This window comes from Sphingopyxis fribergensis (genome assembly GCF_000803645.1).
In the GTDB taxonomy this organism is placed as follows: Bacteria; Pseudomonadota; Alphaproteobacteria; order Sphingomonadales; family Sphingomonadaceae; genus Sphingopyxis; species Sphingopyxis fribergensis.
Genome location: NZ_CP009122.1, coordinates 1,782,925 through 1,806,653 on the forward strand (window position 1 = coordinate 1,782,925; position 23,729 = coordinate 1,806,653).

Sequence of the window (23,729 nt, forward strand, 5' to 3'; positions counted from 1 at the left end):
GCGCCATGAAAGCACCGACCTGCCAACTCTATCTCATTTCGCCGCTCGACGTCGGCGGAGATTTTCCCGACCGTCTAACCGAAGCGCTGGGCGCCGGGCCGGTTGCGGCGTTTCAGTTTCGCGTCAAGAATATCGATCAGCATGAGGCGGCCCGGCTTGCAGAGCCGCTGCAGGCGATTTGCGCGGCGCACGACGTGGCGTTTATCGTCAATGACGATGTCGCACTGACCAAGCGGCTCGACGCCGACGGCGTCCATCTCGGGCAGGACGATGGCGATCCCAGGGAAGCGCGCAAGATATTGGGTCCGCAGGCGCAGATCGGGGTGACCTGTCATGCGAGCCGCCACCTCGCGATGGAAGCGGGCGAGGCGGGCGCCGACTATGTCGCCTTCGGAGCGTTCTTCCCGACGACGACCAAGACGGTCGAGCATCACGCCGATCCCGAAATCCTCGAATGGTGGCAGGGCATGTTCGAACTACCGTGCGTCGCGATCGGTGGGATCACGGTCGACAATGCGCAGGTGTTGATCGAGGCTGGGGCCGACTTCCTTGCGGTGTCGGGAGGCGTTTGGGCGCATACCGAAGGACCGGGGGCGGCGGTGCGCGCATTTGGCGCGCTCCTCGGCGATCAGCCCGCAGGCTAATCGCGAGCCGGCGTTTTCGGATCCGATTTGGGAGCAGACTGCGGCGCCGCATCCTTGCGCCAGCCAAAAAGGCCGGCGCAAGGAGCCCCGCGCGACGAAGTTGCTGCGTTGCCGCGAGGGGGCGGCGGGGTAAGGTCCGAAAGATCGATACTCATCATGCGGTCGATATGGCATTGATGTCGCGTCGCATATTGGATCGATGCGTCAAATCGGCTTCGGTTCGTCGCCTTTTGGCTTGCATCCCTTTTCGACTTGCGCTGGGCCCGGCGTGCCGCGACATGGCGAGCCGGGAGACGCTTATGACCGAAATCACGACACCGGCTGCACGCGGGCGCGAACTAACGATCCGCGCGATCCTGCTCGGCGGCATTTTGACGCTGATGTTCACCGCGGCGAACGTCTATCTGGGGCTGAAGGTCGGGCTGACCTTTGCGACCTCGATCCCCGCGGCGGTGATTTCGATGGCGCTGCTGCGCTATATGGCCGGGTCGACGATCCTCGAGAATAATATCGTCCAGACGATCGCGAGCGCCGCGGGCACGCTGGCGGCGATTATCTTCGTGCTACCGGGGCTCGTCATGGTCGGTTACTGGCAGGGCTTCCCGATGCTCGAGACCACCGCGATCACGATGCTCGGCGGGATCTTGGGCGTTCTCTTCTCGGTGCCGCTGCGCCGCGCGCTGGTGGTCGATTCGGATCTTCCCTATCCCGAGGGCCGCGCAGCCGCCGAAGTGTTGCAGGTCGGCGCCGCGAGCGCCGAGGGCGCCGAGGAAAATCGCGCCGGGCTGTCGGCCTTGCTGTGGAACAGCATCGTCGCTGCGGTCTTTACCCTGATGACCCAGATGAAACTCGCGGGCGCCGAGGTCGCGCGCTGGTTCGCGGTCGGTAGCGGTGCGACCGGGATCGCGGGCGGGCTCGCCTTTGCGCTGTTCGGCGTCGGGCATCTCGTCGGCTTGTCGGTCGGCATGGCGCAGCTTGTCGGCATGGTCACCGGCTGGTGGGTGTTGCTGCCGATCCTGACCCAAGGCGGACTGGGGGGCGGGACCGGCGATGCCGAGACGCTGGCGAACACCGTATTCCGAGCCGACGTGCGCTTCTTTGGCGCGGGCGTGATTGCGGTCGCCGCGATCTGGACGCTGATCAAGATCGCCCGCCCGGTGCTCGGCGGCATCCGCTCGGCGATGGCCGCGAGTCGCGCGCGGCAGGGCGGGGAGGTGCTCGCGATCGAGGAACAGGATATCTCGATCAAATGGGTGTTCGGCGGATCGCTGGCACTGATGCTGCCGATCGGCTGGCTGCTCTGGACCGTGCTCGCGGGCGGACCGCTCGCGGGATCGGCGATAATCCTCATCGCGGGTGCGCTACTATTCATCATCGTCATCGGGCTGATGATCGCGTCGGTTACGGGCTATATGGCGGGGCTTATCGGCGCGTCGAACTCGCCGGTGTCGGGCATCGGTATCCTCGCAATCATCGCATCGTCGATGCTGCTGCTCGGCCTGCTCGGCCGCGGCGGCGGTGAGGAAGAAATCGCCGCGATGGTCGCCTATGCGCTTATCGTCACCGGACTCGTGTTCGGTATCGCGACGATTTCAAATGACAACCTCCAAGACCTCAAGACCGGCCAGCTCGTCGGCGCAACGCCGTGGAAGCAGCAGGTTGCGCTGATCATCGGTGTGATCTTCGGCTCGCTCGTCGTCCCGCCGGTGCTCAATGTGCTCAACGAGACAGTCGGCTTTGTCGGCGTTCCGGGTGCGGGGCCCGAGGCCTTGGCGGCACCGCAGGCGGGGCTGATTTCGTCGCTCGCCAAGGGCGTGCTCGGCGGCGATCTCAATTGGACGATGCTCGGTTACGGCGTGCTCGCGGGGATCGGTTTTATCATCATCGATGCGTTGCTCGGCCGCGCGGGCAAGCTGCGGTTGCCGCCGCTCGCAATCGGCATCGGCATTTACCTGCCGATGGCGGTAATCCTGCCGGTCGTGATCGGTGCGATCGGCGGCTGGTTCTACGATCGCTGGGCATCGAAGCGTCCGAACGCGAGCTTCGCGCACCGCATGGGTGTGCTGACCGCGACGGGGATGATCGTCGGCGAAAGCCTGCTCGGCGTATTCTATGCCGGCACCGTCTATGTGACCGACAATGACGCGCCGCTCGCGGTCACCGGCGATAGTTATGCGCCCTATGCGCCGTGGGTTGGACTCGTCCTGTTCGTCGTGCTTGTCTGGGCCAGCTATCGGCGCACGCGCCAGCTGGTCGTCGCGACGCCCTAACGCTGCGGCTTGCCCTTCGGCGCTGTCGCGGCTAAAGGCGCGCACCTGATAGCTGTGCCCGGCGGGCGCCGCTTTGCTCTTTCCATCCTTGAACTGTGAGTGTGCGCGATGAAAATCACCGGCGTTGAAATCCGTCCCGGCAATATTATCGAATTTGAAAAGGGGATCTGGAAGGTCACCAAGATCCAGCACACCCAGCCGGGCAAGGGCGGCGCCTATATGCAGGTCGAAGCCAAGAATCTGATCGACGGCCGCAAGCTCAACAACCGCTTCCGCAGCGCCGACACGGTCGAAAAGGTCCGCCTCGACACCAAGGATTTTCAGTTCCTTTACGCCGAGGGCGACGACCTGGTGTTCATGGACAAAGACACGTTCGAACAGATCAACATCTCCAAGGATGTCGTCGGCGAAGCGCATGAATTTTTGCAGGACGGCATGGATGTCGTGCTCGAGCTTTGGGAAGAGCGTCCGATCTCGGTCGAACTGCCCGAAACGATCGAAGCGACGATCGTCGAGGCCGACGCGGTGGTGAAGGGGCAGACCGCCTCGTCGTCTTACAAGCCCGCGATCCTGGACAATGGCGTGCGCGTGATGGTGCCGCCACACATCACCAGCGGAACCAAGATCGTCGTGCATGTGTACGACCGCGAATATGTTCGCCGCGCTGACTAACTGATTCCCCTCCCGCGTACGGGAGGGGGGAGAAAAAACTATGGCCGTATCAGGCATCATTACCGTCATGGAACGCGCCGCGCGCAAGGCCGGCACGAAGCTGCGCCGCGACTTTGGCGAAATCGAGCATCTGCAGGTTTCGCAAAAGGGCCCCGCCGACTTCGTGTCGAAGGCCGATCAGGCCGCCGAGCGTACCCTTTATGACGAACTCGGCCGCGATCGCCCCGGCTGGGGCTTTGTGCTCGAAGAAGGCGGGATCATCGAAGGCGATCCGGGAAAGCCGCGCTTCATCATCGATCCGCTCGACGGCACCTCGAACTTCCTTCACGCGATTCCGCATTTCGCGATTTCGATCGCGGTGCAGGAGCCGAAGCCCGGCGGCGGTTGGGGCGACGTCACGGCGGCGCTGGTCTATCAGCCGATAACCGACGAAAGCTATTGGGCCGAACGCGGCCGTGGCGCGTGGCTGCACGATCGCCGCCTGCGCGTGGCGTCGCGCCGCCACCTCAACGAATGCCTGATCTCAACCGGCATCCCGTACATGGGCCATGGCAATATGGCGCAGTGGAGCCGCATTTTCGGTGCGGTGGCACCCGAAGTCGCCGGCATCCGCCGCTTCGGCGCCGCCAGTCTTGACCTCGCATGGGTCGCGGCGGGCCGTTACGACGGTTTCTGGGAAAGCGACCTTCAGGTCTGGGACGTCGCCGCGGGAATGCTGCTCGTGCGCGAAGCCGGCGGCTTCGTCAGCGATTTCCGCGGCGGCGATCGTGCGATCGAACGCAGCGAGTTCATCGCCGGCAGCGCCGCGGTCCATTCGAAGCTGCAGAAACTCGTCGCGGGCGCATTGCGCAACGCGTGAACCTAAAACGGTTATCCCGGCGAAGGCCGGGATCTCAATGTTGCGTCATCTCGCGACGTCGAGATCCCGGCCTTCGTCGGGATGACGACGAGAGCTATTTCTTGAAGACATATTCGCGAAAGCTGTCCATAAGCGACGCCCAGGTATTGAACGTCTCGCCGACATTTTCGCGCGGAATTCCTTGGAAATCCAGGTCGACGTCCATTTCGAGCACCGGATCGCCCTCGTCATCTTTGTATGCGCGGGCGAAGCGCTTGTCCTTGTTCCACTGATTGAGTCGTTCGAGCGATACGTCCTTCGCATCGCTGAACCCCATATAATATTGTAGCGTCTTGCACTTCTGGCCCTCGTCGCAATTCATGAACAGGACGAGGAATTTCAGGCCGCCGCGATTGCTCTCGATATAGGGATCGTCGCCCGGCTTCGACACGATCGTCGCGGGCCAGCCCTGCGACTCGACGATCGCCTTGATCGTCGCTGGGTTCATGGCGTTGATCAGTTCGGCGTGGGCCGGAGTCGCCGAAAAAAGTGCGGCCGCTCCCAAGGCGAGTGCGGCGCGAGCGGTAATCGGTCCCATGAAATCTCCCTTTATCGAAGTTGCGCCCGAAAAGCGCAGCACAGCGACCCTTTTTGACGGCGTATCACAGCGGTAGGGCCGGTTGCCAGCCTCGTTTATGCTTTTGGTCACGGGGGGTGCGAAATTCGTACCCGCAACGCTTGCGACACGCGGCGCGCTGGCCTAAAGCGCCCCCGATAAACGGGTGCCAAGCATCCCAAAATATGAACAACAGAACTGCGAGCTCCCATGGTCGATCTGACGCAATATTTGCCGATCCTGATCTTTCTGGTCGTCGCCATCGGTCTGTCTTCCGCCTTCGTCTTTCTGCCGATGGGCGTTGCGCGGCTGACCGGGGCGCACAAGCCCGATCCGGCGAAGCTGACCGAATATGAATGCGGTTTTCCCGCTTTTGAAGATGCGCGCAGCCAGTTCGACGTGCGTTTCTACCTCGTCGCCATCCTTTTCATCATCTTCGACCTCGAAGCGGCCTTCCTCTTTCCCTGGGCGGTGAGCCTCGAGGAAATCGGCTGGGCCGGCTGGGCGACGATGATGGTGTTTCTTGCCGAACTGACGCTCGGCCTTGTCTATGCATGGAAGAAAGGGGCGTTGGACTGGGAATGAGCAATTCGATCATCCTGCCGCCCGGCCAGATGCCGGTTGCTCCCGGCACGAACCCGGACATGTCGTTTTTCGACGACCTCAACAGCGAGGTCGGCGACAAGGGCTTTCTCGTCACCTCGACCGAGGATCTGTTCAACTGGGCGCGCACCGGCTCGCTCTGGTGGATGACCTTTGGCCTCGCATGCTGCGCGGTCGAGATGATCCACGTCAACATGCCGCGCTATGACATGGAACGTTTCGGCGCCGCGCCGCGCGCATCGCCGCGTCAGTCGGACGTGATGATCGTCGCGGGGACGCTGTGCAACAAGATGGCTCCGGCGCTGCGCCGGGTTTACGATCAGATGTCGAACCCGAAATATGTCATCTCGATGGGCAGCTGCGCCAATGGCGGCGGCTATTATCACTACAGCTATTCGGTGGTGCGCGGCTGCGACCGTATCGTGCCCGTGGACATCTATGTTCCCGGTTGCCCGCCGACCGCCGAAGCCTTGCTCTATGGCGTGATGCAGTTGCAGCGGAAGATCCGCCGTACCGGAACGATCGAACGCTGATGGCTCATCCTGCACCCCTCGTTGCGCCGCGCGCCACCTTGGCGGCCGAGCTCAAGAAGCTGCTCGGCGCCGATCTGCTCGCGCATGACTTCGCCGCGGACGAAGACAGCATCACCGTTGATCGCGACGCGATCGCCGCGGTGATGATCGCGCTGCGCGACAATCTCGAATATCAGCAGATGATGGAGATTGCCGGGGTCGATTACCCCGACCGCGCCGAACGGTTCGAAGTCGTCTATCATTTGCTCAGCGTCACGCGGAATCATCGTCTGCGTGTCCGCGTGTCGACCGACGAGGCGACGCCGGTGCCGACGATCGTGCCCGTGTGGCCGAATGCTGGCTGGCTCGAACGCGAAGTGTTCGACATGTATGGCGTGCTGTTCGCGGGCAATCCCGACCTGCGCCGCATCCTGACCGACTATGGGTTCCAGGGCCATCCGCAGCGCAAGGACTTCCCGCTGACCGGCTATATCGAGCTGCGTTATAGCGAAGAGGACAAGCGCGTTGTGTACGAGCCGGTGAAGCTGGCGCAGGATTTCCGCAATTTCGACTTCCTCAGTCCCTGGGAAGGCGCCGATTATGTGCTTCCGGGCGATGAAAAGGCCGGCGGTACGGGCGAAGCGCCGGGCAAGGGCGCGCCGACCCCGATGACGGCCAAGGAAGTGAAGGCGTCCGACGACAAGGCGAAAGCCGCGCCGCCGCCGACCCCGAAGACGACCGAAAGCACGACGCAGACGGGCGCGGGCGCGAAGGCCAACATCAAGGCGGCGAAGACGAGCCGCGACGGCGCGAAGGCGACCACGGCCGCCAAGGCAAAGACGCCCGCGACCGAGAAGGCCGAAACGGCGCCCGCCAAACCGCGCGCGCCGCGCAAGCCCAAAACAGGAGGTGACGCATGACCGACTCTCCTCAGGTTAAGCACCACGGCAGCGACATGTTCGAAGGCTATCCGGTCGACACCGCGAACACCGCGGGCGATCAAGTCGTTACGAACTACACGATCAACTTCGGCCCGCAGCACCCCGCGGCGCACGGCGTGTTGCGCATGGTGATGGAGCTCGACGGCGAGATCATCGAGCGCGTCGATCCGCACGTCGGGCTGCTCCACCGCGGCACCGAAAAGCTGATCGAATATAAGACCTATCTACAGGCTTTGCCCTATTTCGACCGGCTCGACTATTGCTCGCCGCTCGGCATGGAGCATAGCTATGTGCTCGCGATCGAAAAGCTGCTCGACCTCGAAGTCCCGGCGCGCGCGCAATATCTGCGCGTGCTGTTCGCCGAGCTGACGCGCATCTGCAATCACATGCTCAACATCGGATCGCACGTCATGGACGTCGGCGCGATGACCCCAAACCTGTGGGTGTTCGAACTGCGCGAGGATTGCCTGAACTTCTTTGAGCGCGCGTCGGGTGCGCGCATGCACAGCGCTTATTTCCGTCCGGGCGGCGTCCATCAGGATGTTCCCGAAAAGCTACTGGTCGATATCGGCGAATGGGTCGAAACGCGCCTGCCGAAGCTGTTCGGCGACGCAATGAGCCTGGTCATCGACAACCGCATCTTCAAACAGCGCAACGTCGACATCGCGACGGTCAGCAAGGAAGATGCGCTGGCATGGGGCTTCTCGGGTCCAATGATCCGCGGCAGCGGCATCGCATGGGATCTGCGCAAGTCGCAGCCCTATGACGCTTACGCCCAGATGGAATTCGACATTCCCGTCGGCACCCGCGGCGACTGCTACGACCGCTTCATGGTCCGCGTCGAGGAAGTCTATCAGTCGGCGAAGATCATCAAGCAGTGCCTGCGCGACATGCCCACCGGCCCGATCGCCAGCCTCGACCGCAAGGTCGTGCCGCCGAAGCGCGGCGAGATGAAGCAGTCGATGGAATCGCTGATCCATCACTTCAAACTCTACACCGAGGGCTTCCACGTCCCCGCGGGCGAAGTCTATGTGGCGACTGAAAGCCCGAAGGGCGAATTCGGCGTCTATCTGGTCAGCGACGGCACCAACAAGCCGTACCGTTGCAAGATCCGCCCGACGGCGTTCTCGCATTTGCAGGCGATGGATATGATGTCGAAGGGGCATATGCTCGCGGATACCACCGCGATCATCGGCGCGATCGACGTGGTGTTCGGGGAGTGTGACCGGTGACGAGGCTATTGGATGTCGTTCATACTATGGGCCTCGGTGCTGCGCTTGCGCTCAGCTTCTTGCATTTCGCTCGGGGATTAGACGTGGGCGGCGAACTCGCGGCTGCGAATTTGGTCTGGGTGGGCGCGTATTTCGCGAAGCTCGCCGTTGAAAAAAGCTCGAAGGTTTCTGCGCATGGCTGACGCACCCCAAATCCCCGACGAAGCCGAAACCCGCGCGCGCTGGGGCGCCTTTGCGTGGACGGCGGAAAATGCCGAGAAGGCGAAGGCGGTCATCGCGCGCTATCCTGCGGGGCGGCAGCGCTCGGCGGTGATGCCGCTGCTCGACCTCGCACAGCGGCAGGTCGGCGCCGAGACGCAGACGCAAGGCTGGCTGCCCGTGCCGGTTATCGAGTTCGTCGCGGCGCAGCTCGATATGCCGTTCATGCGCGCCTATGAGGTCGCGACCTTCTATACGATGTACAATCTCGTGCCGGTCGGCCGCTATCATGTGCAGGTCTGCGGTACGACGCCGTGCCTGCTGCGCGGGTCGGACGATGTCATGGCCGCGTGCAAGAACCGCGGCATGACCAAGGGCAAGACGACGCCCGACGGCCTGTTCACGCTGACAGAGGTCGAATGCATGGGCACCTGCACCAACGCGCCGATGGTCCAGATCAACGACGATAATTACGAAGACCTCGATTACGACAGCACGGTCCGCATCCTCGATGCGCTCGCTGCGGGCGAGCAGCCGAAGGCGGGGACGCAGCTTGCGAACCGTCACACGAGCGAACCCGACGGCGGACCCACGACGCTGAAGGAAATGGTGTCTTCGAACCACGACTATCGGAAGGAATGGTAAGCCATGCTGGCCGATAAGGATCGCATCTTCACCAATCTCTACGGCTTCCAGCCGTGGAACCTCAAAAGCGCGCAGGCGCGCGGCGATTGGGACAACACCAAGGATCTGATGAAGCGCGGCCAGGACGCGATCATTGAGGAAATCAAGGCGTCGGGCCTGCGCGGCCGCGGCGGTGCGGGCTTTCCGACCGGGCTCAAATGGTCCTTCATGCCGAAGGAGCCGCGCCCCGACCGCCCGAGCTTCCTCGTCATCAACGCCGACGAATCCGAACCCGGTTCGTGCAAGGACCGCGAAATCATCCGCCACGATCCGCACAAGCTGATCGAAGGCGCGCTGATCGCGGGCTTCGCGATGCGCGCGCGCGCGGCGTACATCTATATCCGCGGCGAGTTCATCCGCGAGGCCGAGACGCTCTTCGCCGCGGTGCAGGAGGCGTATGACGCTGGCCTGCTCGGCAAGAATGCGGCGAAGTCGGGTTATGATTTCGACGTCTTCGTCCACCGCGGCGCCGGCGCGTACATCTGCGGCGAAGAAACCGCGATGATCGAAAGCCTGGAGGGCAAGAAGGGCCAGCCGCGCCTGAAACCGCCGTTCCCGGCGGGCGCGGGCCTTTATGGCTGCCCGACGACGGTCAACAATGTCGAGAGCATCGCGGTCGTCCCGACGATCCTGCGCCGCGGCGCGCCGTGGTTCGCGAGCTTTGGGCGCGAGAATAACAAGGGCACCAAGCTTTTCCAGATCAGCGGCCATGTGAACAAGCCGTGCGTCGTCGAGGAAGAGATGGGCATCACCTTCCGCGAACTGATCGACACGCATTGTGGCGGTATTCGCGGCGGCTGGGACAATCTGCTCGCGGTGATCCCCGGTGGCTCGTCGGTCCCGCTCGTCCCCGCGGCCGAGATCATGGACGCGCCGATGGACTTCGACGGCCTCAAGGCCGTCGGATCGGGCCTCGGCACCGCCGCCGCGATCGTGATGGACAAGTCGACCGACGTCGTTCAGGCGATCAGCCGCATCAGCTATTTCTACAAGCATGAAAGCTGCGGCCAGTGCACCCCGTGCCGCGAAGGCACCGGCTGGATGTGGCGCGTGATGGAACGCCTGCGCACCGGCGACGCCGACATCAGCGAAATCGATACGCTGTTCGACGTGACCAAGCAGGTCGAAGGCCACACCATCTGCGCATTGGGCGACGCCGCCGCGTGGCCGATCCAGGGCCTGATCAAGCATTTCCGACCCGAAATCGAGCGCCGTATCCGCGAAAATGGCGGCGCGCTGGAGGCAGCGGAATGATTGGCCGCAGCCTTCTTGTTGTCGGAATAGTCGTTGGGGGCATGGCAATGGCCGCGCCAGCAACAGCAACGGGCAAGATGGACTCGCTCGTCGAGTGCATGTGGCAAGAAGCGCCAACGTCTACTGCACGTTACATCGATAATCAGGATAAGGCGAAAGAGGCTGCTCTGTTCATGAGAGCGGTTATGCCCTGCCAAGGTTCGATGAATATTGATCTGAAGCAGTTGAAGAAGCGTCTGGCGGCAGCACGTCCCTCGGAAATCCGTCCCGACAAAGAAACCGATGCTTCGGCCTTTATGTGCACTAAAGACGCGTCCGGCGAAGATCATTGCGCTCCGGTTGAGGAGTGAGGAAAACCGATGCCTAAAGTAACCGTAGATGGCGTAGAACTTGACGTCCCGCAGGGTGCGACCGTCCTGCAGGCGTGCGAGATGGCGGGGAAGGAAATTCCGCGCTTCTGCTACCATGAACGCCTGTCGATCGCCGGGAATTGCCGCATGTGCCTCGTTGAGGTCGCGCCCGGTCCGCCGAAGCCGCAGGCGTCATGCGCGCTGCCGACCGCCGAGGGGCAGGTGATCAAGACCGATAGCCCGATGGTGAAGAAGGCGCGCGAGGGGGTGATGGAGTTCCTGCTCATCAACCACCCGCTCGATTGCCCGATCTGCGATCAGGGCGGCGAATGCGATTTGCAGGACCAGTCGGTCGCTTATGGCCGCGGCGCGACGCGTTATGACGAGAATAAGCGCGCCGTCACCGAAAAATATATGGGTCCGATCGTCAAGACGGTGATGACCCGCTGCATCCAGTGCACGCGCTGCGTCCGCTTTGCGGAGGAAGTCGCGGGCGTCGAAGACATCGGCGCGATCGGGCGCGGCGAGAATATGCAGATCACCAGCTATCTGGAACATGCGGTCGCGAGCGAGCTGTCGGGCAATATCGTCGACCTGTGCCCGGTCGGCGCGCTGACCAGCAAGCCCTATGCGTTCGAAGCGCGGCCGTGGGAGCTGACCAAGACGCTGGGCATCGACATGATGGACGCGGTCGGCACCAATGTGCGCATCGACGCGCGCGGCCGTCAGGTGCTGCGCGTGCTGCCGCGGATCAACGACGATGTGAACGAGGAATGGGCGAGCGACAAGACGCGCCACCATGTCGACGGCCTTGTGCGCCGCCGCCTCGACCAGCCCTATGTTCGCGTGAATGGCACGCTTCAGCCCGCCAGCTGGGCCGAAGCCTTTGCCGCGATCAAGGCGGTCAACGCCGGTTCGTCGGTTGCCGCAATCGCGGGCGACCTGGCCGATTGCGAAACGATGTTCGCGGCCAAGTCGCTGGTGAATGCGCTTGGCGGCAACCTGCTTGAGGGGCGGCAGACGGGGCTCGACTATGACGTCACCAGCCTGTCGGCGGTCAATTTCAACACGACGATCGCCGAGGCCGAGAATGCCGACGTGATCTTGCTCGTCGGCACGAACCTGCGCTGGGAAGCGCCGCTGATCAACACGCGCATCCGCAAGGCGGCGTGGAAGAAGGGCGCGAAGGTCTTTGCGATCGGCCCTGAAACCGACCTGACGTACAAGACCGAATGGCTCGGCGACGATGCCTCGCTCGTCGCGAAGCTGCCCGCGCATGTGCTCGACACGCTAAAGGGCGCCGAGCGGCCGATGCTGATCTTCGGCGGCGGCGCGCTGTCGGTGCCCGGCGTCCACGGCGCGGGCCTCGCGCTCGCCAAGTCGGTGAACGCGGTCAAAGAGGGCTGGAACGGCTTCAACGTCGTGCATTTCTCGGCCGCGCGCATGGGCTCGCTGATGCTCGGCTATGGCCTGCCCGGCGGCATCAAGGATGTGATCGCAGCAAAGCCGAAGCTCGCCTTCTTCCTCGGCGCCGACGAGGTCGATTTCGCGGCGCTGCCCGACACGTTCAAAGTCTATGTCGGCCATCATGGCGACAAGGGCGCGCATGCCGCCGATGTCATCCTGCCGGCCGCCGCGTGGACCGAAAAAGACTTCACCACGGTCAACACCGAAGGCCGCGTCCAGCGCAGCGAAAAGGCCGTGTTCGCGCCCGGCGACGCGCGCGAGGACTGGAGCATCTTCCGCGCGCTCGCCGATACGCTCGGCGTATCGCTCGGCTTCGACAGCTTCGACCAGTGCCGCGCGGCGATGATCGCAGCGGTGCCGTCGCTCGGCGTCGAAGGCCTTGCCGATTACGGCTGGTCGGTGCCGAAGCTGGCTGCCAAGCCCGAGGCGCGCGCGATCCCGTCGCCGATCAAGGATTTCTACCTCACCAACGCCATCTGCCGCGCGTCGCCGACGATGCAGCGCTGCTCGGAAGAGCTGATCCATGGCGCAGATTTTGCGGAGGCCGCGGAATGAATCCGGTGCATGCGATTGCCAGCGTGTTGCTGGTCGGGATGGGCTATTCGGTCTGGCGCGGGTTCAATCCCAGGACCAAGTCCGACAGGCCTGGCCCGCATAACGGCTGGCGCAACCAGGATGGGGCGCGGAAATGACCGAGACCTTCATCTCGTGGGGCATGGACCCGAATTGGGCGTGGGGTGTCGCGACGATCGCGGGGATCCTGCTGATCGCGCTGCCGCTGATGCTCAGCGTCGCGATGATCATTTATGCCGACCGCAAGATCTGGGCGGCGATCGCGCTGCGCCGTGGTCCGAACGTCGTCGGTCCCTTCGGCCTGTTGCAGAGCTTTGCCGACGGCCTGAAAGTGTTCCTGCAGGAAACGATCATTCCGACCTCGGCGAACCGCGGGCTGTTCCTGATCGCGCCGATCATCACCTTCACCGTCGCGCTGATGGCGTGGGCGGTGATCCCGTTCAATTCGGGCGCGGTGCTCGCCGACATCAACGTCGGATTGCTCTACATCCTCGCGATTTCGTCGCTCGGCGTTTACGGCGTGATCCTGTCGGGCTGGGCATCGAACTCGAAATATCCCTTCTTTTCGGCGATGCGCGCCTCGGCGCAGATGATCAGCTATGAAGTCTCGATCGGCTTCATCCTGATCGGCGTCGTGCTCTTCGCCGACAGCTTCAACATGAACGAGATTGTTAAGGCGCAGCAAGGCCACGGGCTCGGCATCGTCAACGCTTTCGGCTTCAACCTGCTGCTCTTCCCCCTCGCGGTGATGTTCCTGATCTCGTCGCTCGCCGAAACCGCGCGCGCGCCGTTCGATTTGACCGAAGCGGAAAGCGAGCTCGTCGCGGGCTATCAGACCGAATATTCGTCGATGAGCTTCGCGCTCTTCTGGCTCGGCGAATATGCCAACGTCCTGCTGATGTGCACGCTCAACGCGGTGCTGTTCTGGGGCGGCTGGTTGCCGCCGATCGACTGGGCGCCGCTTTATGCCGTGCCGGGCATCATCTGGCTGTTCGCGAAGATCCTGTTCTTCTTCTTCGTCTTCAGCTGGGTCAAGGCAACCGTCCCGCGCTACCGCTATGACCAGCTGATGCGGCTGGGCTGGAAAATCTTCCTGCCGATTTCGCTTCTCTGGATCTTCCTGATCTCCGGCTATCTGATGCTGACGAGGTACTCATGACCACCATCGCCCATATCGTCAAAAGCTTCACGCTGTGGGAGTTCGTCAAAGCCCATTGGCTGACCTTGAAATATTTCTTCAAGCCGAAGGCGACGATCAATTATCCGTTCGAGAAGAACCCGCTGAGCCCGCGTTTCCGCGGCGAGCATGCGCTGCGCCGTTATCCGAACGGCGAGGAACGCTGCATCGCGTGCAAGCTATGCGAAGCGGTGTGCCCGGCGCAGGCGATCACGATCGAGGCCGAGCCGCGCGACGACGGTTCGCGCCGCACGACGCGCTACGACATCGACATGACCAAGTGCATCTATTGCGGTTTCTGTCAGGAAGCATGCCCGGTCGATGCGGTGGTCGAGGGGCCGAACTTCGAATTCGCGACCGAAACGCGCGAGGAACTGCTTTATGACAAGGCCAAGCTGCTCGCCAATGGCGACAAATGGGAACGCGCGATCGCGGCAAATCTTGCCGCCGACGCGCCCTATCGATAAGGGCGCGCGCACATGATCCAACTCTTTGCCTTTTACCTGTTCGCGACCATCGTCATCGCCTCTGCGGCGATGGTGATTTTCGCGCGCAACCCGGTCCACAGCGTTATGTGGCTGATCCTCGCCTTCTTCAACGCGGCGGGGCTGATGCTGCTCGCGGGCGCCGAATTCATCGCGATGCTGCTTGTCATCGTCTATGTCGGTGCGGTCGCGGTGCTGTTCCTGTTCGTGGTGATGATGCTCGACATCGATTTCGCCGAGCTGCGCGCGGGTTTCGTGCGCTATCTACCGCTAGGCGCACTCGTCGCGATCATCCTTGCTGCTGAACTGGTCTTCGCGGTCGGCGCGTGGAGTGCAGGCGGGGTCGATCTTGCGGCTCGCGCTGCACCTGTCGTCAGCGACAAGAGCAATATCCAGCAGATCGGCGAGTTGCTCTACACGCGCTACATCTTCCTGTTCGAGGCGGCGGGTATCGTCCTGCTCGTCGCGATGATCGGCGCAATCGTGCTGACGCATCGCCAACGCGGCGGAGTGCGGACGCAGAATATCTCGAAGCAGAACCAGCGCCGACCGCAGGATGCGACGCGGCTGGTCGATCCGGGCGTCGGGCAGGGGATGGAATTGTGAGCCTGTTCGATACCCAAAACCCGTTTGCATCGAGCGTAGTCGAGATGCGTTCGGCGCTGCGCTTGCGTGTCTCGACTTCGCTCGACACGAACGGAACTGAAAAGATCGCGATTGGAGCGGGCGCATGATCTCCGTCGGCCATTATCTCGCCGTTTCGGCGGTGCTCTTCACGCTCGGCGTGCTCGGCATCTTCATCAACCGCAAGAATATCATCGTCATCCTGATGTCGATCGAATTGATTCTGCTCGCGGTGAACATCAACCTCGTCGCGTTCAGCGCCGCGCTCGGCGACCTTGTGGGCCAAGTGTTCGCGATGTTCGTGCTGACCGTGGCTGCGGGCGAAGCCGCCATCGGTCTCGCCATTCTCGTTATTTACTTCCGCGGCCGCGGCACCATTGCCGTCGACGATGCCAACCGGATGAAGGGGTAAACCGGTGATCCAGGCGATCGTTTTCCTGCCGCTCTTGGCGGCCATCATCGCAGGCCTCGGCCAGCGCGTGATCGGCAATGTGCCGTCCAAAATCCTGACCACGGGCGCGCTGTTCACCAGCTGCGCCTTGAGCTGGCCGATCTTCCTGTCGTTCGTGGGCGGAAGCGGCGAGGCGACGGTGACCCCGGTGCTGCACTGGGTTTCGTCGGGCGCGCTCCAGTTCAACTGGGAATTGCGCGTTGACACGCTGACCGCGGTGATGCTCGTCGTGATCACGACGGTGTCGGCGCTCGTCCACCTCTATAGCTGGGGCTATATGGAGGAAGACCCGGACCAGCCGCGCTTCTTCGCTTATCTCTCGCTCTTCACCTTCGCGATGCTGATGCTCGTGACCGCGAACAACCTCGTCCAGATGTTCTTCGGCTGGGAAGGCGTCGGTCTCGCATCCTATCTGCTGATCGGTTTCTGGTATAAGAAGCCGAGCGCCAATGCCGCGGCGATCAAGGCGTTCGTCGTCAACCGCGTCGGTGACCTTGGCTTCATGCTCGGCATCTTCGGCACCTTCCTCGTGTTCGGCACCGTCTCGATCCCCGAGATTCTGGCGGCCGCGCCGGGCATGGCGGGCTCGACAATCAGCTTCATGGGGATGCGTCTCGACACGATGACGATCCTCTGCCTGCTGCTGTTCATCGGCGCGATGGGCAAGTCGGCGCAGCTTGGCCTGCACACCTGGCTGCCCGACGCGATGGAAGGTCCGACCCCCGTGTCGGCGCTGATCCACGCCGCGACGATGGTCACCGCGGGCGTCTTCATGGTCTGCCGCTTGTCGCCGATGTTCGAAACGAGCGAAGTCGCGCAGGGCGTCGTGATGTTCGTCGGCGCCGCGACCTGTTTCTTCGCCGCGACCGTCGCGACGACGCAGTGGGACATCAAGCGCGTCATCGCCTATTCGACCTGTTCGCAGCTCGGTTACATGTTCTTCGCTGCGGGCGCGGGCGCTTATGGCGCCGCGATGTTCCACCTGTTCACGCACGCTTTCTTCAAGGCTTTGCTGTTCCTCGGTGCCGGTTCGGTGATCCACGCGATGCACCATGAGCAGGACATGCGTTATTATGGCGGCCTGCGGAAATCGATCCCGATCACCTATTGGGCGATGATGCTCGGCACGCTGGCGATCACCGGCGTCGGTATCGCGGGGGTCGCGGGTTTCGCTGGCTTCTATTCGAAGGACGGCATCCTCGAGGCGGCGTTCGCGAGCGGCGGCGGCGGCGTGGTGGCTTTCTGGGTCGGCATTTTCGTGGCCTTCCTCACCAGCTTCTATTCGTGGCGCCTCGTCTTCCTGACCTTCTATGGCAAGCCGCGCTGGGAACAGAGCGAGCATATCCAGCACGCGGTTCACGACGATGACGGCCACGGCCATGACGATCATGCCCACGCGGATCACCATCACGACGCGCACAGCGACGGCACCGCGGGTTATCACCCGCACGAAAGCCCGCTTTCGATGCTGATCCCGCTGGTCGTCCTGTCGATCGGCGCCGTGTTCGCGGGCATCGCGTTCCACCACCGGTTCATCTACCCCGAAGACGGCATGGCGTTCTGGAAGGGCAGCCTGGCGTTCGACGAACATCTGATGCACGCCGCGCATGAAGTGCCTTTGTGGGTGAAATGGACGCCGTTCACGGTGATGGCGATCGGGCTATTCCTTGCGTGGAACAGCTATATCCGCAACACGACGTTGCCGGCGCGCTTCGTGGCGCAGTTCAAGCTGCTCCACCAGTTCCTGTACAACAAATGGTATTTCGACGAGCTCTACAACATCCTCTTCGTGAAGCCCGCCTTCGCGATCGGCCGCTTCTTCTGGAAGCGCGGGGATGAAGGCACCATCGACCGCTTTGGTCCCGATGGCGCCGCGGCGCTCGTCGCTGGGGGGACCCGTCTCGCGGTCCGGCTGCAATCGGGTTATGTTTATGGATATGCGTTTGTGATGCTGCTCGGTCTTGTCGGCCTCGCCAGCTGGGCCATGGTGAATTTCCTGTGAGCGGCTTTCCGATCCTTTCGCTGATGCTGGCGGTCCCGCTGGTCGGCGCCATCGCCTGCCTGTTCGCCGGCGACAAGACGGCGCGCTTTGTTGCGCTCGGCGCAACGCTTGCGACTTTTGTTCTCGGCTGTATCCTGTGGGCGAATTTCGATATCGGCGGCGCGCAGTGGCAGTTTGTCGAACGCGCCGACCTGTTCGGGCGTTTCCAGTGGGCGCTCGGCATTGACGGCATGGCGCTGATGCTCATCATGCTCAGCGTCTTCCTGATGCCGCTCTGCATCCTCGCCAGCTGGGACGCGATCAAGCAACGCGTCGGCCTCTACATGGCGATGTTCCTGATCATGGAAGTCGTGATGATCGGCGTCTTCATGGCGCAGGATCTGCTGCTCTTTTACATCTTCTTCGAAGCCGGGCTGATCCCGATGTATTTCATCATCGGCATCTGGGGCGGCGCGAACCGCAAATATGCGGCATTCAAATTCTTCCTCTATACGCTGCTCGGGTCGGTGCTGATGCTGATCGCGATGATCGCGATGATCGGCGAAGCGGGTACGACCGATATCCCGACGCTGCTGAACTATAATTTCCCGCCGGAAATGCAGACGTGGCTGTGGCTTGCCTTCTTCGCCAGCCTTGCGGTCAAGATGCCGATGTGGCCCGTCCACACTTGGCTTCCCGACGCGCACGTGCAGGCGCCGACCGCGGGCTCGATGATCCTCGCGGGCGTGCTGCTGAAGCTTGGCGCCTATGGCTTCCTGCGCTTCATGATGCCGATGTTCCCCGACGCGTCGGGGCAGTTGATGTGGATCGTCTTTGCGCTGTCGATGATCGCCGTGGTCTACACCAGCCTCGTCGCGCTGGTGCAGAGCGACATGAAGAAGCTGATCGCTTATTCGTCGGTCGCGCATATGGCGATCGTCACCGCTGGCCTCTTCGCGTTCAACCAGCAGGGGATCGAAGGCGCGCTGATCATCATGCTCAGCCATGGTGTCGTCTCGGCCGCGCTCTTCTTTTGCGTCGGCGTGATCTACGACCGGCTCCACACGCGCGAGATCGACCGTTACGGTGGGCTTGCGAAGAATATGCCCGTCTATGCGCTGTTCTTCATGTTGTTCACGATGGCGTCGATCGGCTTGCCGGGCACCAGCGGCTTCGTCGGCGAGTTCCTGAGCCTCGCGGGCATCTATGAAGCATCGAGCTGGGTTGCCTTCGTGTGCACCACGGGGATCATCCTCGGCGCCGCCTATATGCTCTATCTCTACCGCCGCGTCGTGTTCGGCGAACTGGCCAAGGACGATGTGAAGGCGATGCCCGACCTCAACGCGCGCGAATGGACGATCATGGTGCCGCTGGCCGCCGTGGCGCTGTGGATGGGCGTCTATCCCGAAAGCTTTCTCGCGCCGATGCGCGGCGATGTGACCACCGTCGTTGCGCGCCTTGCGCCGGCTAAGCCCGCGGGCGACGCGCATCTCACCGCCGGCAAGGCCAAGCCCGCCGCCGCTCACGGTGAACCCGCCCACGGATCGAGCCATGCGGGAGGCGTCCAATGACCGGCGACCTGATGCTTATCTGGCCCGAACTGATCCTGACGATCGGCGGGCTGATCACGCTGATGCTCGGCACCTTCATGGGCGACCGGCAGGTTGGCATTTACCAGCTCAGCGCGCTGCTGACGCTTGCCGCCGCCGCCGCCGCGGTCGTTGCGCTGTTCGGTATCGAAACGACGGTCTTCTCGGGCACGCTGTCGGTCGACAGCTTCGGCGGCTTCGCCAAGCTTTTGATCTATGCCGCGAGCTTCGTGTGCATCATCGTCGCGCCGCGCTTCTTCAACGGCGGGATGCGCGCCGAATATCCGACGCTCATCCTGTTTGCGGCGCTCGGCATGGGCATCATGGCCTCGTCGCGCGACCTGATGACGCTGTATGTCGGGCTCGAGCTCAACAGCCTTGCGGCCTATGTGCTCGCCAGCTTCATGCGCACCGACGAGCGTTCGACCGAAGCAGGCCTCAAATATTTCGTCCTCGGCGCGCTCGCGTCGGGCATGCTGCTCTATGGCATTTCGCTGCTCTACGGCTTCACCGGCACCACCGATTTCGCGGGTATCGCCAAGGTGATGGGCGGCGAACTCAGCATCGGGCTGATCTTCGGCATCGTGTTCGTGCTCGCGGGTCTGGGTTTCAAGATCAGCGCCGTGCCGTTCCACATGTGGACCCCCGACGTCTATGAAGGCGCGCCGACCCCGGTGACGACCTTCTTCGCCACCGCGCCCAAGGTCGCGGCGATGGCGTTGATGACGCGCGTGGTGATCGACGCGATGGGCCCGGCGGTGGGCGCGTGGCAGCAGATCATCATCTTCCTGTCGCTCGCCTCGATCATCCTCGGTGCGGTCGGCGCGATCGGGCAGAAGAATATCAAGCGCCTGCTCGCTTACTCGTCGATCAACAATGTCGGCTTCATGCTGATCGGCCTCGCTGCGGGGACGCAGCAGGGAGTCGAGGGCGTGCTGACCTATCTGCTCGTCTATATGCTGACGACGCTCGGGGCATTCCTGGTCGTTCTCCAACTGCGCGACGCCGATGGCAATCAGGTCGAGAGCATTCCGGCGCTCGCCGGCCTGTCGCAGCGTCGTCCCGGCCTTGCTGCCGCGATGGCGGTGTTCATGTTCAGCCTCGCCGGCATCCCGCCGCTCTTTGGCTTCTGGCCGAAATATCTGGTGTTCGAGGCCGCAGTGAACGCGAACCTCGTGCCGCTGGCGGTTGCGGGTATTGTCGCCTCGGTGATCGGCGCCTTCTATTATATCGCGATCATCAAGATGATGTATTTCGATGACAAGTCGGACACCGAATTCCCGAGGGGCGGCGGCGCGATCGTCGAGGATGCGGTGATCACGGCAAGCGCGCTGTGGCTGTCGGTCATCGGCTATCTGTTCATTCCGGTGCTGGCGGTCGTATCGGCCGGCGCCGCCGCGGTGCTGTTCTGATACCGCCGATCGAGCGGATAGCGCAGACAGGTTCGACCAACGCCGACCTGCTGGCGCGGCTGGCAGCGGGCGAGCATGTCGGCGAAGGCCATTGGCTGATCGCCGACCGCCAGACTGCCGGACGCGGCCGTCTTGGTCGCGGCTGGAACGACGGGCAGGGCAATTTTATGGGCTCGACCGTGGTTCATCTGACAATCGGCGATCCGTCGGCGGCCACGCTGGCGCTGGTTGCAGGAGTTGCGCTCGCCAAGACCGTTACGGCGCTTGCGCCTCAGGTTCCCGCGCAGCTCAAATGGCCGAACGACTTGCTGATCGATGGCGCGAAATGCGCGGGCATATTGATGGAACGCACGGGCAACTCGGTGGTGATCGGCATCGGCGTCAATTTGATCGCAGCACCCGAACTACCCGACCGCCCGACAGCGATACTGGCAGGCAAGGGCGCCGCCATCGACCGCGATCATTTTGCTGGCGCGCTCGGCATCGCGATGATCGATGCGCTGTGGACCTGGCGGCAGGAAGGCGTCGCGAGCATCGTGCGTGCGTGGATTCCGCAGGCGCATCCCGTCGGTACGCCGCTTCGCGTGTCCGAACAGGGCATCGACGGCTTTTTCGACGGGCTTGCCGAGGATGGCGCGCTGCGCTTGCGCCGCGACGGCGGCGAGACCATGCTGGTTCATGCCGGAGACGTCGAACTGCGCCGTCCGGTCGAGGAGAGGGAATAGATGCTGCTCGCGATCGACGTCGGCAACACCAACGCCAAATTCGCGTTGTTCCGCGGCGCCGAGCTGCTCGCGCGCTGGCGCATCGCGACCGACGACCGGCGCACCGCCGACGAATATATGGTCTGGCTCGACCAGCTGATGCGCATCGAGGGGCACGACCGCGCGGATGTCGAAGCGGTGATCATCTCGACCGTCGTGCCGCGCGCGCTCCACAATCTGCAACTGCTCGCCGTCAAATATTTTGGCGTCGACGCGCTGGTTGCCGGGCGCGAGCCGGTGACCTGGGGTATCGCGCTCAAAGTCGACGAACCGCAGTCGGTCGGCGCCGACCGCGCGGTCAACGCCATCTCCGCGCAGGCGGTAGAGCCCGGCAAGGACAAGCTCGTCATCAGCTTCGGCACCGCGACGACCCTCGATCATATCGGCGCCGACGGTGCATATCTCGGCGGCATCATCGCGCCTGGCGTCAATCTTTCGCTCGAAGCACTGGTTGCGGCTGCAGCCAAACTCCCGCGCATCGCGATCGAAGCGCCGGCAACGAGCAGCGTTATCGGGCGCACTACCGAAAGTCAGATGCTGATCGGCGTCTATTGGGGCTATGTCTCGATGATGGAGGGTCTGATCGCACGCATGAAAGCCGAAATCGGCAAACCACTCACCGTGATCGCCACCGGCGGCCTCGCGACGCTTTTTCAGGAACAGGCACATCTGTTCGATCGTATCGAACCCGACCTGACGCTCAACGGCCTGATGCACCTCTATAATCAATGGAAGACAATGATATGACGACTCCGGGTAAGGAGCTACTCTTCCTCGCATTGGGCGGGTCCGGCGAGATCGGCATGAATGCCAATCTCTATGGCTGCGACGGCAAATGGATCATGCTCGACCTCGGCGTGACCTTTGGCACCCATGATTATCCCGGCATCGATATCATCATGCCCGACCTCGAATTTATCGAGGACCGCAAAAAGGATCTGCTCGGCATCGTGCTGACCCACGGGCACGAGGATCATATCGGGGCCCTGCCCTATCTCGCCGCCGACCTTGGCGTGCCGCTTTATGCCAACCGCTTCACCGCGGGGCTGATCGCCGGCAAGCTGATCGAGGAGGGGCTGGAGAAACAGGTCAAGGTTCATGTCGTCGATATCGACGCGAAGTTCCAACTCGGCCCATTCGGTATCCGTTTCCTGCCGCTCGCGCACTCGATCCTCGAGATGAGCGCGGCCGTTATCGATACGCCCTATGGTCGCGTCTTTCACACCGGCGACTGGAAACTCGACGACGATCCGGTGCTCGGAACCCCGTCGTCGGCGGCAGCGCTCACCAAGCTTGGCGACGAAGGCATCGACGTGCTGGTCGGCGATTCGACCAACGCCTTCAATCCCGAGGCGTCGGGCAGCGAAGGCGGGCTGTTCGACGGTCTGTTGGCCGCGGTCGGCGCGGCAAAGGGCAGGGTGATCGTCACAACCTTTGCCTCCAACGCGGCGCGGCTAAAGACGCTTGGCGAAGTCGCCAAGGCGACCGGGCGCACGCTGTGCGTCGCAGGTCGTTCGCTCGACCGAATCCTCGGCGTCGCGCGTTCGGTCGGTTACCTCGAGGATTTCCCGCCGACGGTCGATTTCGACGAAGCGATGCGGCTGCCGCGCAACAAGGTCATGGTGATCGCGACGGGGGGGCAGGGTGAACCCCGTGCTGCGCTGGCGCGCATGGCCGCTGACGGCCACCAGATCAAGCTGGAAGCGGGCGACACCGTCGTATTCTCGTCGAAGCAGATTCCGGGCAACGAGGTCGCGATCGGGCGGATCATGAACCAGCTTGCGGCCAAGGACGTGCTGACGGTCACCGAGAAACAGGCGCATATCCACGTCAGCGGCCATCCGGGACAGCCCGAACTCGCCGCGCTTTACGGCTGGCTGCGGCCCAATCTGGTTGTGCCCGTGCATGGCGAAATTCGCCACATGCACGAACAGGCGCGTTTCGCGCTTGAACGCGGCGTGCCGGACGCCCTGATCCAGGAAAATGGCGACCTCGTCCGCCTTGCGCCCGGACCGGCCAAGATCGTCGAGCGTGTTCATTCGGGCCGCCTGATCCTAGACGGCGACGTGATCCTTCCTGCCGATGGCGAGACGATCAACGAGCGGCGCAAGCTGTCGCTTCACGGTCATATCACGGTTGCGGTCATCTTTACCGGCAAGCGCTTTACCGAGGCCGCGATCAGCTACCGCGGCGTGCCCGTCGAGGACGAGCGCGAAGCCTTTATCGACGAAATGCGCGAAGCCGCGCAGCAGGCCGCGACCGGCCCGGCGCGCGACGAGGAAAAGCTGCGCGAGGCGATCCGCCTCGGCGTTCGCCGCATCGCCACCGACTGGACGGGGAAAAAGCCCGTCGTCGACGTGATGCTCGTTACCATCTGAACGGACTTGCGAAG

General features: G+C 63.0%; 24 protein-coding genes. 23 read left to right on the forward strand and 1 reads right to left on the reverse strand.

Going from position 1 to position 23,729, the window contains the following annotated elements; genetic code table 11:
• Positions 1-5: 5 nt before the first annotated feature.
• The 4 genes from thiE to SKP52_RS08315 all read left to right on the forward strand — a co-directional run bounded on the left by thiE (position 6) and on the right by SKP52_RS08315 (position 4,445).
• Positions 6-644 (forward strand): thiamine phosphate synthase, encoded by a 639-nt coding sequence (gene thiE, locus SKP52_RS08300; protein WP_039573779.1) that lies wholly within the window; start codon positions 6-8, stop codon positions 642-644.
• A gap of 299 nt (positions 645-943) precedes the next feature.
• Positions 944-2,914 carry an OPT family oligopeptide transporter gene (locus tag SKP52_RS08305; protein ID WP_228383870.1) on the forward strand — a complete coding sequence of 657 codons (1,971 nt, stop codon included), beginning with the start codon at positions 944-946 and terminating at the stop codon, positions 2,912-2,914.
• Between the two features lie 108 nt (positions 2,915-3,022).
• Positions 3,023-3,586 carry an elongation factor P gene (efp, locus tag SKP52_RS08310; RefSeq protein ID WP_039573784.1) on the forward strand — a complete coding sequence of 188 codons (564 nt, stop codon included), beginning with the start codon at positions 3,023-3,025 and terminating at the stop codon, positions 3,584-3,586.
• 40 nt (positions 3,587-3,626) lie between these two features.
• Positions 3,627-4,445 carry an inositol monophosphatase family protein gene (locus tag SKP52_RS08315; protein WP_039573788.1) on the forward strand — a complete coding sequence of 273 codons (819 nt, stop codon included), beginning with the start codon at positions 3,627-3,629 and terminating at the stop codon, positions 4,443-4,445.
• Between the two features lie 94 nt (positions 4,446-4,539).
• Here SKP52_RS08315 and SKP52_RS08320 read toward each other — a convergent pair whose 3' ends face one another.
• Entirely contained in the window at positions 4,540-5,022 is a 483-nt protein-coding gene (locus SKP52_RS08320) for a YbjN domain-containing protein (RefSeq protein WP_039573791.1), read from the reverse strand.
• A gap of 228 nt (positions 5,023-5,250) precedes the next feature.
• Between SKP52_RS08320 and SKP52_RS08325 the strand changes: the two genes are divergently transcribed.
• The 19 genes from SKP52_RS08325 to SKP52_RS08410 all read left to right on the forward strand — a co-directional run bounded on the left by SKP52_RS08325 (position 5,251) and on the right by SKP52_RS08410 (position 23,715).
• Positions 5,251-5,625: an NADH-quinone oxidoreductase subunit A gene (locus tag SKP52_RS08325; RefSeq protein ID WP_039573794.1), complete on the forward strand. Its 375-nt coding sequence runs from the start codon at positions 5,251-5,253 to the stop codon at positions 5,623-5,625.
• Complete coding sequence (locus SKP52_RS08330) at positions 5,622-6,176, forward strand: NuoB/complex I 20 kDa subunit family protein (protein WP_052208000.1); 555 nt, start codon at positions 5,622-5,624, stop codon at positions 6,174-6,176. Before SKP52_RS08325 ends, SKP52_RS08330 begins: the two co-directional genes overlap by 4 nt.
• On the forward strand, positions 6,176-7,075 hold the full coding sequence (locus tag SKP52_RS08335; protein ID WP_039573796.1) for an NADH-quinone oxidoreductase subunit C: 900 nt from the start codon (positions 6,176-6,178) through the stop codon (positions 7,073-7,075). The genes SKP52_RS08330 and SKP52_RS08335 overlap by 1 nt, the downstream gene beginning before the upstream one ends.
• A 35-nt stretch (positions 7,076-7,110) precedes the next feature.
• Entirely contained in the window at positions 7,111-8,328 is a 1,218-nt protein-coding gene (locus SKP52_RS08340; protein ID WP_187337298.1) for an NADH-quinone oxidoreductase subunit D, read from the forward strand.
• Between the two features lie 174 nt (positions 8,329-8,502).
• Entirely contained in the window at positions 8,503-9,171 is a 669-nt protein-coding gene (locus SKP52_RS08345; protein WP_039573802.1) for a complex I 24 kDa subunit family protein, read from the forward strand.
• A 3-nt stretch (positions 9,172-9,174) separates the two neighbouring features.
• On the forward strand, positions 9,175-10,464 hold the full coding sequence (gene nuoF, locus SKP52_RS08350; protein ID WP_039573805.1) for an NADH-quinone oxidoreductase subunit NuoF: 1,290 nt from the start codon (positions 9,175-9,177) through the stop codon (positions 10,462-10,464).
• Complete coding sequence (locus tag SKP52_RS08355) at positions 10,461-10,814, forward strand: hypothetical protein (protein ID WP_039573808.1); 354 nt, start codon at positions 10,461-10,463, stop codon at positions 10,812-10,814. The genes nuoF and SKP52_RS08355 overlap by 4 nt, the downstream gene beginning before the upstream one ends.
• Positions 10,815-10,823: 9 nt before the next feature.
• Positions 10,824-12,836 carry an NADH-quinone oxidoreductase subunit NuoG gene (gene nuoG, locus SKP52_RS08360; protein WP_039573810.1) on the forward strand — a complete coding sequence of 671 codons (2,013 nt, stop codon included), beginning with the start codon at positions 10,824-10,826 and terminating at the stop codon, positions 12,834-12,836.
• 133 nt (positions 12,837-12,969) lie between these two features.
• Positions 12,970-14,013, forward strand: coding sequence for an NADH-quinone oxidoreductase subunit NuoH (nuoH, locus tag SKP52_RS08365; RefSeq protein WP_039573813.1), 1,044 nt, complete (start codon positions 12,970-12,972; stop codon positions 14,011-14,013).
• The gene (gene nuoI, locus SKP52_RS08370; RefSeq protein WP_039573816.1) at positions 14,010-14,498 is read left to right on the forward strand and encodes an NADH-quinone oxidoreductase subunit NuoI; all 489 of its coding nucleotides are present in this window, start codon (positions 14,010-14,012) and stop codon (positions 14,496-14,498) included. Before nuoH ends, nuoI begins: the two co-directional genes overlap by 4 nt.
• Before the next feature lie 12 nt (positions 14,499-14,510).
• Positions 14,511-15,122: an NADH-quinone oxidoreductase subunit J gene (locus SKP52_RS08375; RefSeq protein WP_039573819.1), complete on the forward strand. Its 612-nt coding sequence runs from the start codon at positions 14,511-14,513 to the stop codon at positions 15,120-15,122.
• The gene (locus tag SKP52_RS27205; RefSeq protein WP_267128045.1) at positions 15,119-15,250 is read left to right on the forward strand and encodes a hypothetical protein; all 132 of its coding nucleotides are present in this window, start codon (positions 15,119-15,121) and stop codon (positions 15,248-15,250) included. The genes SKP52_RS08375 and SKP52_RS27205 overlap by 4 nt, the downstream gene beginning before the upstream one ends.
• Positions 15,247-15,552 carry an NADH-quinone oxidoreductase subunit NuoK gene (gene nuoK / locus SKP52_RS08380; RefSeq protein WP_039573822.1) on the forward strand — a complete coding sequence of 102 codons (306 nt, stop codon included), beginning with the start codon at positions 15,247-15,249 and terminating at the stop codon, positions 15,550-15,552. Before SKP52_RS27205 ends, nuoK begins: the two co-directional genes overlap by 4 nt.
• A gap of 4 nt (positions 15,553-15,556) precedes the next feature.
• Positions 15,557-17,593 carry an NADH-quinone oxidoreductase subunit L gene (gene nuoL / locus SKP52_RS08385; protein ID WP_039573825.1) on the forward strand — a complete coding sequence of 679 codons (2,037 nt, stop codon included), beginning with the start codon at positions 15,557-15,559 and terminating at the stop codon, positions 17,591-17,593.
• Positions 17,590-19,143 (forward strand): NADH-quinone oxidoreductase subunit M, encoded by a 1,554-nt coding sequence (locus SKP52_RS08390; RefSeq protein ID WP_039573828.1) that lies wholly within the window; start codon positions 17,590-17,592, stop codon positions 19,141-19,143. The genes nuoL and SKP52_RS08390 overlap by 4 nt, the downstream gene beginning before the upstream one ends.
• Entirely contained in the window at positions 19,140-20,573 is a 1,434-nt protein-coding gene (nuoN, locus tag SKP52_RS08395) for an NADH-quinone oxidoreductase subunit NuoN (protein WP_039573831.1), read from the forward strand. Before SKP52_RS08390 ends, nuoN begins: the two co-directional genes overlap by 4 nt.
• A complete protein-coding gene (locus tag SKP52_RS08400) occupies positions 20,495-21,298 on the forward strand; it encodes a biotin--[acetyl-CoA-carboxylase] ligase (protein ID WP_081997266.1) in 804 nt (267 codons plus the stop codon). The genes nuoN and SKP52_RS08400 overlap by 79 nt, the downstream gene beginning before the upstream one ends.
• Entirely contained in the window at positions 21,299-22,084 is a 786-nt protein-coding gene (locus SKP52_RS08405; protein ID WP_039573834.1) for a type III pantothenate kinase, read from the forward strand.
• Entirely contained in the window at positions 22,081-23,715 is a 1,635-nt protein-coding gene (locus SKP52_RS08410) for a ribonuclease J (RefSeq protein ID WP_039573838.1), read from the forward strand. Before SKP52_RS08405 ends, SKP52_RS08410 begins: the two co-directional genes overlap by 4 nt.
• The last annotated feature ends 14 nt before the right edge of the window (positions 23,716-23,729 follow it).

Coding starts and splice junctions, on each gene's coding strand:
- SKP52_RS08320 (WP_039573791.1), bottom strand. CDS start 5,022: ATGGGACCGATTACCGCTCGCGCCGCACTCGCCTTGGGAGCGGCCGCA.
- SKP52_RS08315 (WP_039573788.1), top strand. CDS start 3,627: ATGGCCGTATCAGGCATCATTACCGTCATGGAACGCGCCGCGCGCAAG.
- thiE (WP_039573779.1), top strand. CDS start 6: ATGAAAGCACCGACCTGCCAACTCTATCTCATTTCGCCGCTCGACGTC.
- nuoI (WP_039573816.1), top strand. CDS start 14,010: ATGACCACCATCGCCCATATCGTCAAAAGCTTCACGCTGTGGGAGTTC.
- SKP52_RS08375 (WP_039573819.1), top strand. CDS start 14,511: ATGATCCAACTCTTTGCCTTTTACCTGTTCGCGACCATCGTCATCGCC.
- SKP52_RS08345 (WP_039573802.1), top strand. CDS start 8,503: ATGGCTGACGCACCCCAAATCCCCGACGAAGCCGAAACCCGCGCGCGC.
- SKP52_RS08340 (WP_187337298.1), top strand. CDS start 7,111: ATGTTCGAAGGCTATCCGGTCGACACCGCGAACACCGCGGGCGATCAA.
- nuoH (WP_039573813.1), top strand. CDS start 12,970: ATGACCGAGACCTTCATCTCGTGGGGCATGGACCCGAATTGGGCGTGG.
- SKP52_RS08410 (WP_039573838.1), top strand. CDS start 22,081: ATGACGACTCCGGGTAAGGAGCTACTCTTCCTCGCATTGGGCGGGTCC.
- nuoN (WP_039573831.1), top strand. CDS start 19,140: ATGACCGGCGACCTGATGCTTATCTGGCCCGAACTGATCCTGACGATC.
- SKP52_RS08325 (WP_039573794.1), top strand. CDS start 5,251: ATGGTCGATCTGACGCAATATTTGCCGATCCTGATCTTTCTGGTCGTC.
- SKP52_RS08405 (WP_039573834.1), top strand. CDS start 21,299: ATGCTGCTCGCGATCGACGTCGGCAACACCAACGCCAAATTCGCGTTG.
- SKP52_RS08305 (WP_228383870.1), top strand. CDS start 944: ATGACCGAAATCACGACACCGGCTGCACGCGGGCGCGAACTAACGATC.
- nuoF (WP_039573805.1), top strand. CDS start 9,175: ATGCTGGCCGATAAGGATCGCATCTTCACCAATCTCTACGGCTTCCAG.
- efp (WP_039573784.1), top strand. CDS start 3,023: ATGAAAATCACCGGCGTTGAAATCCGTCCCGGCAATATTATCGAATTT.
- SKP52_RS08335 (WP_039573796.1), top strand. CDS start 6,176: ATGGCTCATCCTGCACCCCTCGTTGCGCCGCGCGCCACCTTGGCGGCC.
- SKP52_RS08355 (WP_039573808.1), top strand. CDS start 10,461: ATGATTGGCCGCAGCCTTCTTGTTGTCGGAATAGTCGTTGGGGGCATG.
- nuoG (WP_039573810.1), top strand. CDS start 10,824: ATGCCTAAAGTAACCGTAGATGGCGTAGAACTTGACGTCCCGCAGGGT.
- nuoK (WP_039573822.1), top strand. CDS start 15,247: ATGATCTCCGTCGGCCATTATCTCGCCGTTTCGGCGGTGCTCTTCACG.
- SKP52_RS08330 (WP_052208000.1), top strand. CDS start 5,622: ATGAGCAATTCGATCATCCTGCCGCCCGGCCAGATGCCGGTTGCTCCC.